We start from the raw sequence: 16,908 nt of genomic DNA, 5'->3' as shown, positions 1-16,908 counted from the left end.
ACGCTCGCCTAGCGCACGCTAAGGTAAGTGGAATTCTGGCGTCGGCCAAGCAAGCGATTGGCCGACACCGGGACCGGTCGCGCGTCCCGCACGGCCGGCGCCTAAACTGCGAAGCAAATCAGTAGTTGAACTCACGAGGAGCCCCCACAAGGGGCTCAGCACACTTGACACCCGGGAGGCCCCGTGCCGAATCACTCCAGTGACCACATCACCAAGGTCCTCGTCGCCAACCGCGGCGAGATCGCGGTGCGAGTGATCCGAGCCGCAGCCGACGCAGGCCTGGCCAGCGTCGCCGTCTACGCAGAGCCGGACGCGGACGCGCCGTTCGTGCGGATCGCCGACGAGGCATTCGCCCTCGGCGGCCAGACCTCGGCGGACTCGTACCTCAACATCGCCAAGATCCTCGACGCCGCCGCCAAGTCCGGCGCCGACGCCATCCACCCCGGCTACGGCTTCCTCGCCGAGAACGCCGAGTTCGCCCAGGCTGTCATCGACGCCGGGATCATCTGGATCGGCCCGTCGCCGCAGTCCATCCGCGACCTCGGCGACAAGGTCACGGCGCGCCACATCGCCGTCAAGGCCGGCGCACCACTGGTCCCCGGCACCGACGGCCCCGTCGCCGGCCCGGACGAGATCCTGGCCTTCGCCAAGGAGTTCGGCCTGCCGATCGCCATCAAGGCCGCCTTCGGCGGCGGCGGTCGCGGCATGAAGGTCGCCCGCACGATGGAAGAGATCCCGGAGCTGTTCGAGTCGGCCACCCGTGAGGCCGTCGCAGCCTTCGGCCGCGGCGAATGCTTCGTGGAGCGCTACCTCGACAAGCCCCGCCACGTCGAGGCCCAGATCATCGCCGACCAGCACGGCAACGTCGTCGTCGCCGGCACCCGCGACTGCTCGCTGCAGCGCCGCTTCCAGAAGCTGGTCGAGGAGGCCCCCGCGCCGTTCCTGACCGACGCGCAGAACGAGGCCATCTACTCCTCCGCGAAGGCCATCTGCCGCGAGGCGGGCTACTACGGCGCCGGCACAGTCGAGTACCTGGTGGGCCAGGACGGCCTCGTCTCCTTCCTCGAGGTGAACACCCGCCTGCAGGTGGAGCACCCCGTCACCGAGGAGACCGCCGGCCTCGACCTGGTCCTCGAGCAGTTCAAGATCGCCAACGGCGAGGTCCTGGGCATCACCGAGGATCCTGTCGCGCGCGGGCACTCCTTTGAGTTCCGCATCAACGGCGAGGACGGCGGCCGCGGCTTCCTGCCCGCCCCCGGCCCCGTCACGCTGTTCTCCCCGCCGTCGGGCCCCGGCGTCCGCGTCGACTCGGGCGTCGAGTCGGGCTCCGTCATCGGCGGCCAGTTCGACTCCATGCTCGCCAAGCTGATCGTCACCGGCGCGACCCGCGAAGAGGCCCTGGCCCGCTCGCGTCGTGCGCTCGCCGAGTTCACGGTCGAGGGCCTCGCGACGGTCATCCCGTTCCACGCGGCCGTCGTCTCGGACCCCGCCTTCATCGGCGATGGCACCAAGTTCGACGTGCACACCCGCTGGATCGAGACCGAGTTCGACAATCAGATTGAGCCCTTCGCCGGTGGCGTTATCGCCGAGGACGACGAGGCCCTGCCGCGCCAGAACGTGGTCGTCGAGGTCGGCGGCCGCCGCCTTGAGGTCTCCTTGCCGGGCGAGCTCAGCCTCGGCGGTGGCAGCAACGGCAACGGTGGGCTCAAGCGCAAGGTCAAGTCCCGCAAGCGCGGCGGCGCCGGCGGCGGCGCGGCCTCGGGCGACTCCGTGACCGCGCCCATGCAGGGCACCGTCGTGAAGATCGCCGTCGAGGAGGGCCAGGAGGTCGCCGCGGGTGATCTGGTGCTGGTCCTCGAGGCCATGAAGATGGAGAACCCCGTCAACGCGCACAAGGCCGGCGTCATCACCGGTCTGGCCGTCGAGCCGGGTGCCGCCATCACGCAGGGCACCGTGTTGCTCGAGATCAAGTAACACCCCAAAGCCAAGAGCCAGTGCGCGCGAATCCCCTGCGGATCGCGCGCACTGGCTTTTCCAATGTTGCCGTGGCATACGCTGATGCCATGTCAGATTCGCCCGAGATCCGTATAGGCACCGACGAGCGCGAGCAGGCGATGGCCGCGCTCAGCGGCCATTTCAGTGCGGGTCGGCTCTCCCTTGCCGAGTTCGAAGACCGCAGCGGGCTCGTCGCGCAGGCGCGCACCTACGGGGACCTGGAGTCCGTGTTCTCCGATCTGCCCGCCGACAGGGCCCGGGCCCCGGTCGCCAGCCCGCGCGGCCAGTCGAGCCCGCGGAGGTCCGGCTGGGAGTGGCGGACCGCAGTGGTGGCGGTGATGCCGTTCGTCGCCCTCGCCCTGTTCTTCCTCACCAACACCTGGCTGTGGTTCCTCATGATCCCGGCATCGGGCGCGATCCTCTACGCGGGCGGACGCCGCCACCAGGACCCGCCAGGCGAGTTGCCCGACCATAAGCCGGAGGCCGCGTAGCAATGGAACCCGTCGAGATCAACGCCGGCCGATGGTACCTGCGGGCGCTGCGGGCCGATGAGCGGGTGGACGACACCCCGGCCCTGCGCACCGCAGGCGTCGTCACGGAAGAGGCCGGCGCGGACTACATCCAGCTGCGCCTCGACCAGTGGGCCGCCGACGAGTTGTACTCCTGGGCGGTCTGCGTGCCCGAGACGGGCGAGATGGTCGCGGAGATCCGGCTCGGCCACGACGGCGGCCCCGATAGCGACGCCGAGGGTTGGTCCCTGGGCGGCTGGACCTCGAGCGGATATGACGACGCGTTCGCCGAGGGCCTGGCCGCGGTGCGCCGTTTCGCCGAGTCGGGCCTGGGCCTGACCGTCAACGGCCAATGGCCCGGTTAGCACTGCGCCGGGACTAACGCCGCCGGTTCGTATCGAGCACCAGCTCCACACAGTGCTCCACGAGGCGCGCACGGTCCACCACCAGCGTGCCCTCGAGATAGCCGACGAACAGCGCCGTGAGCGCCCCCACCACGCCCGTGGCCAATAGCTGCTTCTCCACTGGGTCCGGCACGGCGGTGAGCTGCTCGAGCACCAGCGTGATGAACGCGGGCAGCAACGCCATGCCGATCCCGCTCAGAGCCGGCTCCGCGATGGGGGCCAGCAGTAGGACGCGGCCCATCGCCGGTTGGTCGACCATGAGTCCAACGAACGCGTCCACTGCCGCGGCCGCCCGTTCGGCTTGCGCCCCGCCCTGGCCCCGATCCCCCGCGACCATCGCGTCCGACAGCGCCTGGTGGGCGCGCGCGCCCACCTCCTCGTAGACCTGGCGGACGTACTGGTCCCGGTCCTCAAAGCTCTCGTAGAAGTACCGCTCCGTCAGCCCCGCGACCCGGCAGGCCCCGCGCACGGTCACGGCGCCGCCGTCCGCCGCGCCGAGCAGCGCGATTCCGGCGACGATGAAATCCGCCCGCCGCACGCGTCGGCGCCGGTCCAGCGCGCTCTCCGCCTGCTGTGGCATTTCGTCTCCATTCGATCGCGACCAGTTGACAACGACCATTGTCATTCCTATCCTCAATATTAACAAGTTGACAACGCACGTTGTCCGATTCGATTGGGGCCGGGAATGACCAGCGAGATCACCAAGGCCGATCCCCTGCCGCTGGGCCCGGGGTCCGTCACCTGGAAGTACTTCGGGGATTGGCGCGGCCTGCTGCAGGGCCCGTGGGCCGGGTCGATGCAGAACATGCATCCCAAGCTCGGCGCGGCGGTCGAGGAGCACTCCGACTTCTTCACGGAGCGCTGGGAGCGGCTCTACCGCTCGCTCTACCCCATCGGCGGGGTGGTCTTCGACGGCGACCGCGCGCATGAGACCGGCATGCAGGTGCGCGACTACCACCGCGACATCAAGGGCACCTACGGTGACGGCCAGCGCTACCACGCCCTGGACCCCGACGTCTTCTACTGGGCGCACGCCACCTTCTTCTACGGCACCATTGTCACCGCGGAGAACTTCTGCGGCGGCATGAGCGAGGCCGAGAAGCGCCAACTGTTCGAGGAGCACAAGCAGTGGTACGCCCAGTACGGCGTCACCATGCGACCCGTCCCGGAGACCTGGGAGGACTTCCAGGTGTACTGGAAGCACATGTGCGCCAGCATCCTCGAGGACAACAAGGCGACGCGGGACGTGCTGGACCTCGACGCCCTCGAGGTGCCGCCGTTCATGCCGTGGCTGCCGCAGTGGCTGTGGCGGCTGCAGCGCCCCCTGGTGTCCAGGGCCTTTACCTGGCTGACCGTCGGCATGTATGAGCCGGAGGTGCGTGAGCTGCTCGGCTACTCCTGGTCCGCGCGCGACGAGCGGTTGCACACTGTCGCCGGCAAGGCCATCAACGCGTCGTTCAAGGCGGTGCCGCCCCGCTACCGCAAGCATCCACGCTCTCGCGATGGCATCGACCGCACAACGGGCCGGGTCCCACGCGACGCCCCGCTGATGGAGACCCCGGAGCGAAACCTGCCCCGTGAGTCCCAGCGCGGCAATCCCATGCACTACTGCCCCGTGCACGCCGAGCGGCGGGCCTGACCCCAGCAGCACTAGTCTGGGGGCGGACTCAATCCCAACACTTGGAGGCCCTTGTGAGCGAACAGATTTCGCACCAGCCGGAGCAGCACCGCTACGTCATCACCGTCGATGGCACCGAGGCTGGCTTCGCCGCCTATCAGGACGCCGGCGCGAACCGGGACTTCGACCACACCGTCATCGACGGGGCCTTCGGCGGCCAGGGGCTCGCCGGCAAGGTCGTCGAGTTCGCGCTCTCCGATTCCGCGGCCAACGGGCTGGGCATCATCCCGACCTGCAGCTATGTGCACAAGTTCGTGATCAAGAACCCGCAGCACCTGGCCCATGTGCCCGCCGACGTCCGCACGCGGTTGGCTCTGCCCAACCCGTGATCTAGCCCAACCCGTGATCTAGCGCAGGCTCTCGATCAGCGGCGCGAGCACGCGGCTCAGGTCCGCGGCGGGGTTCTCCTCCGGCCGGGGCGCCAGCGTGATGAAGCTCATCGCCTGGCGCACCACCAGGCGGCCGATCCGGGCTGCGGCCGCATAGTCCTGCAGCCCCCAGGCGTCCATCGCGATCTTGGCCAGCCGCACCGAGGCCGCGTCCAGGATCACCCCGCCGTCGGTGGTCACCAGCCGCATCACATCGAGCTTCGCGGTGCCCGCGAGGGCCGACTGCACCAGCGGGTCGGTCGCGGCCTCGATGAGGAAGTCCGCGAAACCCTTCTCGAGCCCGCCCTGGACGTCGCCCGGATGCCCGGTCACGGCCGCGCCGAACAGGTCCACATAGCTGTCGACCAGCCGGAGCGCATAGGCCTCCGCCACCCCGTGGCGCGACTTGAACTCGTTGTAGAGCGTCTGGCGGCTCATGCCCGCGGCGGTCGCGATGTCCGCCATCGTCACCTCGCTCCAGTCCCGCTCGGACAACAGCTCCCGGGTCGCGTGCAGGACAGTCTGACGGAGCAGCTCGCGTGCCGCCTGCTGGTATGAGCCCCGGGCCTGGGGTCCGGATGCCGAGACAGTGGAATGGGCCATGTCGCTATTCTTTACGCCGCGCGGCGACTGCGCCACCTCGGCCTCTCTGTACATGGACTAGACCCGCGAGCCGACGGCGTCATGCTCGGCCGCGATTCGGGCGCGGGCGGACCGCACGTCCTTCGGCCGGCCCAGCGTGACCGCCCCGATGAGCCTGTCGTCCCGGGTTGCCAGCGCGGTGAAGTCGTGGTCGGCGACGCTGCCGTCCACCGCCCACTTCTGCGCCACGCCCGGCCAGCCGGCAATCTGCACGTTCTTGCCGTACTGGTTGGTCCAGCACCACGGCACGTCGGCATAGGGCTCGGCCGCGACACCGGAGATGCCGCCCAGCATCGCCCGCGCCGCCGCGGCCCCGTGGGACTGGGCATGGTTCCAATGCTCGACGCGATGTGTACCGCCGAGCACTGGGTTCGGCAGCCGCGCGACGTCCCCGGCGGCGAAGATCCCGGGTGCGGAGGTGGCGCAGAACTCGTCGACCAGAATCCCGTCCGAGACCGCCAGCCCGGCGGCCTCCGCCAGCTCTGTGTTGGGAGCCATCCCGACCGCGACGACCACCACGTCGGCGGTCCAGGATCGACCGTCGGCGGCGGTCGCGGTGAACCCGGCCGGCCCACGCACAATGCCGGTCAGCGCCACCCCAGCCTGGACGTCGACGCCATTGGCCGTGTGGAGCTTCCCGAGCATCACCGACACCTCATGCGGCAGAACTCTTTCCAAGATCGCGCCACCGGACTCGAGGATTGTGACCGCGGGGCCGGAGGATGCCGCGGCTGCGACCTCGCAGCCGATGAGCCCGCCGCCGACGATGAGGACCGACCGCGCCTCGGCCAACGCGGATCCCAGCGACTGCGCGTCGCGCAGGGTCCGCAGGTGGTGGACACCAGAGTCAAGACCCGGGGCAGAGACAGCGGCGGGCGCCAGCGTCAGCTCGCGCGGCCGGCCGCCGGTGGCCAGCAGCAGCGCATCGTAGGCCAGCGTCTCGCCGTCGTCGGTCGCGATGGTCCGCGCCTCGGGGTCGATCTCGGTCACGGACACCCCGGCGCGCAGCTCCACGTTGTTGTCGGCCCAGAACTGGGCGGGCTTGAGCTGCGCACGCTCGGGAGTGGCGGTGCCGGACAGGAGCTCCTTGGAGACCATCGTGCGCCGGTACGGCAGGCCGGGCTCGTCGCCGATCAGCACCACCTGGCCGTCGTAGCCCTCCTTGCGCAGGGTCTCGGCGGCGGTCGCGCCGGCAACGCCTGTGCCGACGATGACGATCCTGCCGGCAGCCATCAGCGGGCGACCTCGACCATCTGGAAATCAGACTTCGCGGCGCCGCAATCGGGGCAGGACCAGTCGTCGGGGATGTCGTCCCAGCGGGTGCCGGGCTCGATGCCGTCCTCGGGCCAGCCGAGCGCCTCGTCGTATTCGAAGCCGCACTGCATGCATTCGAAGAGCTTGTACGCGGTGGTGGTGGTCATGCGAGGTACTTCTCTCTCTTGGCGGGCTGGATATTGGCGAGCGTGAGGTCCCCGCCGTAGTGGGCGGCGACCCGGTGGTCCATCACCTTGCGCCACAGGGGCGGGACCGCGGCGACGACGATCATGGTGCCGTACCCCATGGGCAGCTGCGGAGCCTCGTCGAACGTGCGGAGGGTTTGGTAGCGCCGCGTCGGGTTCGCATGGTGGTCGCTGTGGCGCTGCAGGTGGTACAGGAAGACGTTGGTGGTGATGCGGTCACTGTTCCAGCTGTGCCGCGGGGCGCATCGCTCGTAGCGGCCGCTGGGCAGTTTCTGCCGCTTGAGCCCGTAGTGCTCCAGGTAGTTCACGACCTCGAGTAGGGAGAACCCGAACACGGCCTGGACAAGCAGCCACGGCAGGATGCCGATGCCGAAGACCGCGAGCGCCACCGCGAACAGCACCACAGTCATCAGCCAGGCGTTGAGGACCTCGTTCTTCAGGCTCCAGTGTGTGCCGCCCTGTTTCTGCAGGCGCGAGCGCTCCAGGTTCCAGCCGGAGGTCAACGAGCCCCAGACCGTGCGCGGCAAGAAGCGGTAGAAGCTCTCGCCGAGACGCGAGGACGCGGCATCCTCCGGGGTGGCGACACGGACGTGGTGGCCGCGATTGTGCTCGACATAGAAGTGCCCATAGCCGGTCTGCGCCAGCACGACCTTCGACAGCCAGCGCTCCACCGACTCCTTCTTGTGCCCCAGCTCGTGCGCGGTGTTGATACCGATACCGCCCGCGACGCCGACCGTGAATGCCAGGCCCAGGTTGGACAGCAGGCTCAGGTCCCAGGCGGCCCAGATGTAGCAGGCGGTGAAGAACGAGGCAAACTGCAGCGGCACGTACGCGTAGGTGGTCCAGCGGTAGAAGCGGTCATTCTCCAGTTCCTCGACCAGCTCATCGGGCGGGTTGTTGCCGTCCTCGCCAGCGAAGATGTCGATCAACGGGATCAGGCCGAACGCGAGGAACGGGCCGGCCCACCAGAACACGTTCCAGCCGCTGGCGGTGACCAGGCCCAGCGCGAGGAACGTCGCCGAGGACGGGACCAGCGCGAGTATCCACAGGTACCGCTTGCGGTCGCGCCAGCGCGCGGTGGTGCCGTCGGTCCGCGTGTACGTCAGCCGCGTCTTCCTGGCGGCCTTGCTATTGGGGTATTGCAGATCAGACACGGTGCTCGCCTTCCTTGCGGCCACATCCGGGCCGAGTGGACACTGAATCGTTAATAATCTGAAATTTAGACACGAAGATGCCATTTGTCAATCATCTTCATGAACTAGATCACAGCGCGCAGTGCCCGCAGGACGGCCCGGACCCCCGAAAACGAGACTTGCGCGCAGCTACGCAGTGCTCTGCGTGGCTGCGCGCAAGTGAGAGCGGCAGGGGTGGAAAAGGAGGCTAATCAACCGCTCTCTCGACGGGCTCCAGGATCTCGCCGCGGGCCTCGGGCGCCGCGATCCGCAGGGTGTCTGCGGAATCGTCGTCCGGCTGGCCCTGGGAGCGAACCTCGGCGTCGACGCGGGCCAGGTAGTTCTCCACCTCGGCATCAACCGTCGCCTGGTCCCAGCCGAGCACCGGGGCCATCAGCTCGGCCACCTCGCGGGCGCAGTCCACACCGCGGTGCGCGTACTCGATCGAGATGCGGGTGCGGCGGGCCAGGACGTCCTCCACGTGCAGCGCCCCCTCGGACGACGCCGCGTAGACGGCCTCGACCTGCAGGTAGTTCGGGGCGCCGGCGATCGGGCCCAACAGCTCGGGCCGTCCCTTGGCACACTCGAGGACCTCGTGGATCAGCGAGCCGTAGCGATCGAGGAGGTGCCGCACGCGGTAGGGGTGCACGCCGTAGCTCTCGGCGACCTGCTCTGCCTGGTTGACCAGCGCGAAGTAGCCGTCCGCGCCAACTAGTGGGACCTTCTCGGTGACGGACTCGGCGACTCGGCCGGGGATGTCGACGGAGGCGACGTCGACGGCGTCGGCCCCCATCACGCGGTAGGTGGTGTACTTGCCGCCGGCGATCGCCACCAGGCCTGGGGCGACACGCGCGACGGCGTGCTCGCGCGAGAGCTTCGAGGTCTCGTCGCTCTCCCCTGCCAGCAGCGGGCGAAGGCCGGCGTAGACGCCCTCGATGTCGTCGGGGGTCAGCGGGGTCACGAGGACCTTGTTGACATGGCCGAAGATGTAATCGATGTCGGCCTTTGTCGCGGCTGGATGCGCCAGGTCCAGGTTCCACTCGGTGTCGGTGGTGCCGATGATCCAGTGGTTGCCCCAGGGGATGATGAACAGCACGGACTTCTCCGTGCGCAGGATGATGGCGGCCTCGCTGACGATCCGGTCGCGCGCCACCACGATGTGTACGCCCTTGGACGCCGTCACCCGGAATCGCCCGCGCTCGCCGGACAGGGCCTGAATCTCGTCAGTCCACACGCCAGTCGCGTTGACGACGGCGTGCCCGCGCACGGTGGCGGTCTCGCCCGTCTCGCTGTCGCGGATATGGACGCCGCTGACGCGGTCCGCCTCATGTGTGAAGCCGACGACCTGCGTGGACGTGCGCACGACGGCCCCGTAGTGCGCCGCAGTCCGGGCGACCATCATGGTGTGGCGCGCATCGTCGACCACCGTGTCGTAATAGCGGATCCCGCCGATGAGCGAGCTGCGCTTGAGGCCCGGCGACATCCGCAGCGCGCCAGAACGGGTGAGGTGCTTCTGGGCGGGCACCGACTTGGAGCCGCCCATCTTGTCGTAGAGGAGGATGCCGGCGGCCATGTACGGGCGCTCCCACAACCGGTGCTGCAGCGGGAACAGGAACTTCAGCGGCTTGACCAGGTGCGGGGCCAGCGTCGACATCGACAGCTCGCGTTCGTGTAGCGCCTCCGCGACCAGCCCAAACTCCAGTTGCTCGAGGTAGCGCAGGCCGCCGTGGAACATCTTGGAGGATCGGCTGGAGGTGCCCGACGCGAAATCTCGCGCCTCGATCAACGCGACCTTCAGGCCGCGGGTGGCCGCGTCGAGCGCGGTGCCACAGCCCACGACCCCGCCGCCGATGACGATGAGGTCGAACTGCTCCTCGCCCAGTCTGCGCCAGGCCTCGTCGCGCTGCCCGGGGCCAAGCTTCTCGGTACCCAACTTTCCTGTACCGAGTTGTCCGGTTCCCGACTTCTTGGCGTCGCTGGTCTTGGCCACGTCACGCTCCCCTACGTTTGCAGATCGAATTGCGCCGACCCCAGGCTAATGGTTGCCGGCGCCGGGGGTGGGTATTACGGCTGTGACTCCGCCGACCTTGCCTGGGACTCCCCCAACCATGCCTGGGCGGCCGCCGATCACCGAGTACCGCACACGAGCTCATCGCGCGTGGTCATACTGATTGCACTCGCGCATCACCTATCGACAGCTACGGAGCTCGCCTGTGACAAAAAAGTATGTGGCCGCGATCGACCAGGGCACCACCTCGTCGCGCTGCATGATCTTCGACCACGACGCCAACGTCGTCGATGTGGCCCAGCGCGAGCACGAGCAGATCCTCCCCCAGGCAGGGTGGGTGGAGCACGACGCCGCGGAGATCTGGACGAATATCCGCTCGGTGGTCGGCGAGGCGCTCGCGTCCTCGGACCTGACCCCAGGCGACATTGTCGCCCTGGGCATCACCAACCAACGCGAGACCACCGTCGTGTGGAACCGCCACACCGGCAAGCCCGTCTACCACGCGATCGTCTGGCAGGACACCCGCACGGCCGAGATCTGCGACGAGCTGGCAGCGGGGCACGAGCTGGGCGTCGAGCGCTACCGCGCACGCACCGGACTACCCCTGTCCACCTATTTCTCGGGGCCGAAGGTGCGCTGGATCCTCGACCACGTCGACGGCGCGCGGGCGGCGGCCGAGGCGGGCGACCTGTGCTTCGGCACCATGGACAGCTGGCTGATGTGGAACCTGTCCGGCGGCACAGGCAAGCACGGACAGGAGCCGGGCCTGCACCTGACGGACGTCACCAACGCGTCCCGCACGCTGCTGATGAACCTTGAGACGCTCGAGTGGGACCCCGAGATCTGCGCGGATCTGGGCATCCCGATGTCGATGCTGCCGCAGATCCGCAGCTCCTCCGAGGTGTACTGCAACGTCCGCGCCCGCGGCGTGCTGGCCGGGGTGCCGGTCGCCGGGATCCTGGGCGATCAGCAGGCCGCGATGTTCGGCCAGGCCTGTGTGTCCCCGGGCGATGCCAAGAACACCTACGGCACCGGCAATTTCCTGCTGGTCAACACCGGCACCAAGCCCGTGCACAGCGACAAAGGTCTGCTCACGACGGTCTGCTACAAGGTCGGCGACGAGCCCGCCGTGTACGCCCTCGAGGGCTCTGTGGCCGTCAGCGGCTCCCTGATCCAGTGGCTGCGCGACAACCTCGGGCTGATCTCCTCCGCCGCCGAGGCCGAGACCCTGGCCGCGACCGTCGAGGACAACGGCGGCGCGTACCTGGTGCCCGCGTTCTCGGGGCTGTTCGCGCCGCGCTGGCGCCCCGACGCCCGCGGCGTGCTGGTGGGCCTGACCCGGTTCGTGAACAAGGGCCACATCGCGCGCGCCGCGCTGGAGGCCACCGCCTATCAGACCCGCGAGGTCATCGAGGCGGCCATGGAGTCCGGCTTGCCGATCACCGCGCTCAAGGTCGACGGCGGCATGGTCGTGAACCAGCTGCTGATGCAGTTCCAGTCCGACATCCTCGGCATCCCGGTGGTGCGCCCCGTCGTCAACGAGACCACCGCACTGGGCGCCGCGTACGCGGCGGGGCTCGCCGTCGGCTATTGGTCCAGCCTCGACGACATCGCCGCGCACTGGCAGGCCGGCGAGCAATGGGAGCCGAAGATGCCCGAGGACCAGCGCGAGGAGCTCTACCGGCAGTGGAACCGCGCTGTGGAGCGCACCTACGACTGGGTGGAGGACTGAGGCTCTAGGGCGGGCGCTTTCAGGACCGACAGCCGCTCCCAGACCTGTCGGGCCGCCCGCCAGAGCCCGCAGGTGGCGGCGAGGAGTCCGACGGCGACGATCCCGTCGAGCCAGTAGTGGTTGGCCGTGGCCACCACCACGAGCATCGTCAGCACGGGATGCGCCAGGGCCAGCCAGCGCCAGGGGCTTTTCGCGACGACGACGACGGCGACGCCCACCAGCGCAGCCCAGCCCACGTGCACCGACGGCATCGCCGCAAGCTGGTTCGGCCCCACCACGCTCATGGCGGAGTACACCGACTGCCCGTACTGGTCGGCGGTGTCGACGAAGCCGGCCCCGGCGATCAGCCGCGGCGGCGCGACCGGCACCAGCGAGACTGCGAAGCTGATGGCGGTGAACACGGCAAGCACCGTGCGGAACCCCGCGTACCGGTCCCGATGGCGCAGATACAGCCACACGAGCAACGCGAGCGCCGCACCGAAGTGCATGGTCGCGTAGTACAGGTTGGCCGCCTGCGTCAGCAACGGATAGGGCACCATCGCGTGGTTGATGCCCAGCTCGGCGGGCAGCGGCAGGTACCGCTCCGCGTCGAGCAGCCACTGGCCACGCTCGTATGCGCCGGCCGTCTGATTGCGGACCAGCACCCCGCACAACTGCCACAGGGAGTACAGGGCGACGACGAGCGCGGCCTCGCCCAGCAGCGGGGAGGCCTTGCGGGCCCACGTCCCGCGGAGAAAGCCCAGCCCAACCGCCAGGACTATCAGCGCCGCCGCGAGGACGCCCGACTGCTCCCAGGAGAGGTTGGCGTTCATCGGCTCTGGATCACCATGTGCCCTAGATCAGCTGCCTAGTCCAGATCGTCGTGCCGCATCAGCTGGCGGGCGGCCTCGGTGACCGAGCCGGACAGCGACGGGTACACCGAGAAGGTGCCCGCGAGATCCGCGACGGAGAGGTTGTTCTGCACCGCGATCGCGATGGGCAGGATCAGCTCCGACGCCGTCTCCGCCACCACCACGCCGCCGATGACGGTGCCCTGCGCCGGCCGGCAGAAGATCTTCACGAAACCGCGCTTGAGGCCCTTCATCTTCGCCCGCGGGTTGGTGGTCAGCGGCAGCATGATCACGCGCGCCGGAACCTCGCCGCTGTCGATGGAGGCCTGGCTCACGCCGACGGTAGCCAGCTCGGGTCGGGTGAACACTGCCGCCGCAACTGTTTTCAGCTTGATCGGCATGACGCCCTCGCCCAGCGCGTGGTACATCGCGATGCGCCCCTGCATCGCCGCCACGGAGGCGAGCGGCATCAGCGACGTGCAGTCGCCAGCCGCGTAGATGCCTGTCGCGGACGTGCGCGAGACGCGGTCCACGGTGATGTGCCCGCTGCGCTCGAGCTCGATACCGACGCGGTCCAGGCCCAGCCCCTTGGTGTTGGGGACGGAGCCGACGGTCATCAGCGCGTGGCTGCCCTCGACCACCCGGCCGTCGCCCAGCACCACCCGGACGCCGTTCTCGGTCCGCTCCACGGCATCGCAGCGCGCGTGCTGGACCAGCGCCACGCCCCGCGACTCAAGGGCCTCCTCCAGCACCAGCGCCGCGTCCTCATCCTCGTGGGGCAGGACGCGGTCGCGGCTGGAGATCATCGTGACCGCGACGCCCATCTCGGTGTACGCGGAGACGAACTCCGCGCCGGTGACGCCGGAGCCGACGACCACCAGGTGTTCCGGGAGCTCATCGAGGTCGTAGAGCTGGCGCCAGTTCAGGATCCGCTCGCCGTCGGGCTCCGCGCTGGGCAGCACCCGGGGGCTCGCGCCGGTGGCGATCAGCACGACGTCCGCGTCCAGCACCCGCTCGGTGCCGTCGTGCAGATCCACCCGCACATTGTGCGTGGCCATGCCTGGTGAGAGGTCGGCGAGGGCGCCGTGGCCGTGCAGCATGGTCACGCCCTCCTCCCGCAGCCGGTCGCGGATGTCGTCGGACTGCGCCTGGGCCAGGGCCTTCACCCGCCTGTTCACGTGCGCCATATCGACGCGGGCCTCTTCCAGTGGCAGCTTCACACCGAGGTCCTCTGCACGGCGCAGGTCCGTGCGGACCCCCGTCGACGCGATAAACGTCTTCGACGGCACGCAGTCCACCAGCACTGCGGCGCCGCCGATGCCGTCGGAATCCACCAACGTCACCGATGCCCCGTGCTGGGCTCCCACCAGCGCCGCCTCGTAGCCGGCCGGCCCGCCACCGATGATCACAATCCGAGTCATTGACCCTCACTCCTCGCTTCGACGCCCTAACGGTATCCGGTCGCGGATAAGACGGGACGCGCACTCGTGGTTTGGCCTGCGCCGTACCCCCGTGTGGGGGCGCCCCGCGATCACCTGCCCACGACGCCGATCATCTAGGGTTGGCCCGTGGCTATGTACGCGGCTTACGGCTCGAATATGCACCCCGAGCAAATGCTCCAACGTGCCCCGCATTCCCCGACGGCGGGGACTGGCTGGCTCAGCGGCTGGCGCCTCGCGTTCTGCGGTGGCGACATAGGCTGGGACGGCGCTCTCGCGACGGTGGTCGAGGACCCGACGTCGCGGGTGTTCGTGGTGCTCTACGACGTGCCCGACGACGACAAGCCCGCGCTCGACCGCTGGGAGGGCTCCGAGATCGGGCTGCACCGCAAGATCAAGGTTCGCATCGACCCCATCGGCAGCTTGAGCTCCGAGCCCATCCTCGCCTGGCTCTACGTCATGGACGCCTTCGAGGGCGGGCTGCCCTCCGCCCGCTACCTGGGCGTGATGGCCGACGCCGCGGAGATCGCCGGCGCCCCACCCCAATACGTGCGCGCGTTGCGGACGCGGGAGTGCCGGAACGTGGGGCCGGAGACGCTCTGAGGGGTCCGGAGACACTCTGGGGGTCCGGAGACGCTCTGGGGGGTTAGGACCGGTTCGGCAGGTTCGGCGACCGCAGCGACGGGGCCCCCAGGCTGACCAGTGCGCGGACGCCCACCTCGAGGGCGCGCTCGTCGATGTCGAAGTCCGGCTGGTGGATATCAGCCCGGCGCCCCTGCCCCGACCACGTGCCTAGCCGCGCCATCGCGCCCGGCACGTGCTCGAGGTACCAGGAGAAGTCCTCGCCGCCGCTGGACTGCGGGGTGGGCACCACGACGTCCGGGCCGAGGGTCTCGACGGCCCGGCGCAGCAACGCCACCGAGTGCTCGTCGTTGTCCACCGGCGGCACGCCGCGCTGGTAGTTGATGTCGACAGTGACGCCCGTCGGCGCGAGGATGCCCTCGACGATCTCGCGGACGAGCGGCTCGAGCAGCAGCCAGGTGGAGTGCTCGCCGGTGCGGACGGTGCCGCGCAGCATGCCCGTCTGCGGGATGGCGTTCGGCGCGTTGCCCGCGTGGGCGGCGCCCCAGGCCATGACGGTCCGCGAGCGGACGTCGACCCGCCGGGTGAGCAGCCCCGGCACACCGGTGATCAGCAGGCCCATCGCGTGCACGAGGTCGGCCGTCAGATAGGGCCGGGAGGTGTGTCCGCCCGGGGAGTGCAGGCTGAGCTCGACGACGTCCGCCGCCGAGGTGATGGGGCCGACCCGCACGCCGACGGTCCCCACCACCAAGTGCGGATCGCAGTGCAGGGCGAAGATGCGGTTGACGCCGCTGAGCACGCCGGCCTCGATCACGTCGAGCGCGCCGCCGGGCATGACCTCCTCTGCGGGCTGGAAGATCAGGCGGACGCCGGCCTGCAGCTTGGGTGCGCTGGCCAGCGCCAGGCCCGCGGCCATCAGGATCGTGGTGTGCGCGTCGTGCCCGCAGGAGTGCGCCGCGCCGGCCACGGTGGAGGCGAACGGCAGGCCCGTCTCCTCGGTCATCGGGAGCGCGTCCATGTCCGCGCGCAGGCCGAGCCTCTTGCCGTCGGCGTCGGCCGGCCCGATATCGCAGTAGAGCCCGGTGCCCAGCGGCAGCACCTGTGGATCGAGCCCTGCGGCGCGCAGCTGCGCCACGACGAATGCCGTCGTCTGGTACTCCTCGCGGGCCAGCTCCGGATTCTGGTGGATGTGGCGACGCCAGGCGACCAGGTCAGCCCGATGCGCGTCGAGCCAGCACTCGAACCAGTCGCCCGCCTGGGCGCTGGAATGTTGGTCGACGTCGGCTGATCCGGATCTGGGGCTCACCCATTCAGTCTCGCATTTAGCCCCCGATACGTGTGCCAGTGGTCTTGGCCGCGAGAGCCACAAGCAGGTCCGCGTGGATGCCGGCCTTGATGCCGCCGAGGTTCGGCCCGCGCAGCGCGGCGAGCGGGGCCACGCGCGCGACGGCCGCCGCCAGGAGGTCCTCGCCCGTCTCGGTCTGGTCCACGATGCCCGCGGTGAGGGCATCCGCGCCGCCGAAGCGACGGCCGGTGCTCATGGCCTCGAGCGCGGTCTGGCCGGGCAGCCGCGAGGTGATGAGCGCGGTCATGCTGGGGGTGAACGGCATCTGGAGCGTGACCTCGGGTAGGCAGTAGAACCCGCGGTCCGAGCGCATCACGCGGAAGTCGTGGGCCGTGGCGAGCATGGCCCCGGCGCCGAAAGCGTGGCCCTGGATGGCGGCGACGGTGGGCACGGGGAACTGCACCAGGCGGTGGAAGATCTCGTGGACGGAGTCGAGGTAGGTGTCCAGCTGGTCCAGGCGCGGCAGGATGTACTCGAGGTCCAGGCCGTTGCTGAAGAACTTGCCGGTGGCGGTGGTGACCAGTGCGGCGGGCCCCTCGCTCTGCTCGACCTCGTCGAGTATCGCGTGGGCAGAACTCAGCCAGTCCGGGCTGAACCGGGCCTCGCTGTCCACCTCGCCCTCGGTGCCGAGGTACCAGATGAACACGTCGCCCTGCTTCTCAAGAAATGGCATGGGGACGATGTTACCGGTGAGTAAGTACAGATGTTAACCGGACAGAGGAACACGCCTGAAGGAAACGCGGC

17 protein-coding genes are annotated in these 16,908 nt (G+C 69.3%); 7 read left to right on the top strand and 10 right to left on the bottom strand.

Features of this window, described 5'->3' with window-relative positions; all coding sequences use genetic code 11:
• Nucleotides 1-183: 183 nt before the first annotated feature.
• The 3 genes from TBIF_RS03545 to TBIF_RS03535 all read left to right on the top strand — a co-directional run bounded on the left by TBIF_RS03545 (nt 184) and on the right by TBIF_RS03535 (nt 2,869).
• A complete protein-coding gene (locus TBIF_RS03545; protein WP_024793487.1) occupies nt 184-1,974 on the top strand; it encodes an acetyl/propionyl/methylcrotonyl-CoA carboxylase subunit alpha in 1,791 nt (596 codons plus the stop codon).
• A gap of 89 nt (nt 1,975-2,063) precedes the next feature.
• The gene (locus tag TBIF_RS03540) at nt 2,064-2,486 is read left to right on the top strand and encodes a DUF1707 SHOCT-like domain-containing protein (RefSeq protein ID WP_024793486.1); all 423 of its coding nucleotides are present in this window, start codon (nt 2,064-2,066) and stop codon (nt 2,484-2,486) included.
• A gap of 2 nt (nt 2,487-2,488) precedes the next feature.
• Nucleotides 2,489-2,869: a GNAT family N-acetyltransferase gene (locus TBIF_RS03535; RefSeq protein ID WP_024793485.1), complete on the top strand. Its 381-nt coding sequence runs from the start codon at nt 2,489-2,491 to the stop codon at nt 2,867-2,869.
• 13 nt (nt 2,870-2,882) lie between these two features.
• Here the strand turns inward: TBIF_RS03535 and TBIF_RS03530 are convergent, their stop codons facing one another.
• Entirely contained in the window at nt 2,883-3,488 is a 606-nt protein-coding gene (locus tag TBIF_RS03530) for a TetR/AcrR family transcriptional regulator (RefSeq protein ID WP_024793484.1), read from the bottom strand.
• Nucleotides 3,489-3,593: 105 nt separating this feature from the next.
• Between TBIF_RS03530 and TBIF_RS03525 the strand changes: the two genes are divergently transcribed.
• Nucleotides 3,594-4,547, top strand: a complete 954-nt coding sequence (locus TBIF_RS03525) for an oxygenase MpaB family protein (protein ID WP_024793483.1) — start codon at nt 3,594-3,596, stop codon at nt 4,545-4,547.
• A 53-nt stretch (nt 4,548-4,600) separates the two neighbouring features.
• Nucleotides 4,601-4,915, top strand: a complete 315-nt coding sequence (locus TBIF_RS03520; protein ID WP_024793482.1) for a GNAT family N-acetyltransferase — start codon at nt 4,601-4,603, stop codon at nt 4,913-4,915.
• 18 nt (nt 4,916-4,933) lie between these two features.
• Here the strand turns inward: TBIF_RS03520 and TBIF_RS03515 are convergent, their stop codons facing one another.
• The 5 genes from TBIF_RS03515 to TBIF_RS03495 all read right to left on the bottom strand — a co-directional run bounded on the left by TBIF_RS03515 (nt 4,934) and on the right by TBIF_RS03495 (nt 10,161).
• Complete coding sequence (locus tag TBIF_RS03515; protein WP_038169666.1) at nt 4,934-5,557, bottom strand: TetR/AcrR family transcriptional regulator; 624 nt, start codon at nt 5,555-5,557, stop codon at nt 4,934-4,936.
• A 57-nt stretch (nt 5,558-5,614) separates the two neighbouring features.
• Complete coding sequence (locus TBIF_RS03510; RefSeq protein ID WP_024793480.1) at nt 5,615-6,829, bottom strand: NAD(P)/FAD-dependent oxidoreductase; 1,215 nt, start codon at nt 6,827-6,829, stop codon at nt 5,615-5,617.
• A complete protein-coding gene (locus TBIF_RS03505) occupies nt 6,829-7,017 on the bottom strand; it encodes a rubredoxin (protein ID WP_024793479.1) in 189 nt (62 codons plus the stop codon). Before TBIF_RS03505 ends, TBIF_RS03510 begins: the two co-directional genes overlap by 1 nt.
• Nucleotides 7,014-8,162, bottom strand: coding sequence for an alkane 1-monooxygenase (locus tag TBIF_RS03500; RefSeq protein WP_038169664.1), 1,149 nt, complete (start codon nt 8,160-8,162; stop codon nt 7,014-7,016). Before TBIF_RS03500 ends, TBIF_RS03505 begins: the two co-directional genes overlap by 4 nt.
• 274 nt (nt 8,163-8,436) lie before the next feature.
• Entirely contained in the window at nt 8,437-10,161 is a 1,725-nt protein-coding gene (locus TBIF_RS03495; protein ID WP_024793477.1) for a glycerol-3-phosphate dehydrogenase/oxidase, read from the bottom strand.
• Between the two features lie 334 nt (nt 10,162-10,495).
• Here TBIF_RS03495 and glpK point away from each other — a divergent pair, with 334 nt between their 5' ends.
• A complete protein-coding gene (gene glpK, locus TBIF_RS03490) occupies nt 10,496-11,968 on the top strand; it encodes a glycerol kinase GlpK (RefSeq protein ID WP_051461343.1) in 1,473 nt (490 codons plus the stop codon).
• Here the strand turns inward: glpK and TBIF_RS03485 are convergent.
• Nucleotides 11,947-12,780, bottom strand: a complete 834-nt coding sequence (locus TBIF_RS03485) for a phosphatase PAP2 family protein (RefSeq protein ID WP_024793475.1) — start codon at nt 12,778-12,780, stop codon at nt 11,947-11,949. The two genes, glpK and TBIF_RS03485, sit on opposite strands and share 22 nt — an antisense overlap.
• A 35-nt stretch (nt 12,781-12,815) precedes the next feature.
• Nucleotides 12,816-14,219: an NAD(P)H-quinone dehydrogenase gene (locus tag TBIF_RS03480; protein ID WP_024793474.1), complete on the bottom strand. Its 1,404-nt coding sequence runs from the start codon at nt 14,217-14,219 to the stop codon at nt 12,816-12,818.
• Between the two features lie 147 nt (nt 14,220-14,366).
• Here TBIF_RS03480 and TBIF_RS03475 point away from each other — a divergent pair, with 147 nt between their 5' ends.
• Nucleotides 14,367-14,840, top strand: a complete 474-nt coding sequence (locus TBIF_RS03475) for a gamma-glutamylcyclotransferase family protein (RefSeq protein ID WP_024793473.1) — start codon at nt 14,367-14,369, stop codon at nt 14,838-14,840.
• 43 nt (nt 14,841-14,883) lie between these two features.
• On the opposite strand, the gene TBIF_RS03470 is transcribed toward TBIF_RS03475, so the two are convergent.
• Together TBIF_RS03470 and TBIF_RS03465 are read right to left on the bottom strand one after the other, a co-directional pair.
• Complete coding sequence (locus tag TBIF_RS03470; protein WP_024793472.1) at nt 14,884-16,125, bottom strand: amidohydrolase; 1,242 nt, start codon at nt 16,123-16,125, stop codon at nt 14,884-14,886.
• Nucleotides 16,126-16,141: 16 nt separating this feature from the next.
• Nucleotides 16,142-16,837 carry an enoyl-CoA hydratase/isomerase family protein gene (locus TBIF_RS03465; RefSeq protein WP_024793471.1) on the bottom strand — a complete coding sequence of 232 codons (696 nt, stop codon included), beginning with the start codon at nt 16,835-16,837 and terminating at the stop codon, nt 16,142-16,144.
• Between the last annotated feature and the right edge of the window lie 71 nt (nt 16,838-16,908).

Source organism: Tomitella biformata AHU 1821 (assembly GCF_000524475.1).
GTDB lineage: Bacteria > Actinomycetota > Actinomycetes > Mycobacteriales > Mycobacteriaceae > Tomitella > Tomitella biformata.
This window is presented reverse-complemented; position numbering and strand designations above follow the sequence as displayed.